Origin of the sequence: Enterobacter sp. ENT02, from assembly GCF_019219165.1 — a bacterium.
GTDB lineage: Bacteria > Pseudomonadota > Gammaproteobacteria > Enterobacterales > Enterobacteriaceae > Enterobacter > Enterobacter mori.
The window spans coordinates 1-255 of the sequence record NZ_JAHUWD010000038.1 but is presented as its reverse complement, the minus strand read 5'-3'; the positions used below and the strand labels follow the sequence as shown (position 1 = coordinate 255).

Annotated in this window: 1 rRNA gene; it reads left to right on the top strand. The window is 54.9% G+C overall.

Annotated features, from left to right (window positions below):
* Positions 1–255: ribosomal RNA gene (locus KW829_RS23100) — 23S ribosomal RNA — on the top strand; the annotation flags it as partial.

The following is a 255-nucleotide window of genomic DNA, read 5'->3' as shown; positions in this document are numbered from 1 at the left end:
ACCGAGATTCCCCCAGTAGCGGCGAGCGAACGGGGAGCAGCCCAGAGTCTGAATCAGCTTGTGTGTTAGTGGAAGCGTCTGGAAAGTCGCACGGTACAGGGTGATAGTCCCGTACACGAAAGCACACTTGCTGTGAACTCGAAGAGTAGGGCGGGACACGTGGTATCCTGTCTGAATATGGGGGGACCATCCTCCAAGGCTAAATACTCCTGACTGACCGATAGTGAACCAGTACCGTGAGGGAAAGGCGAAAAG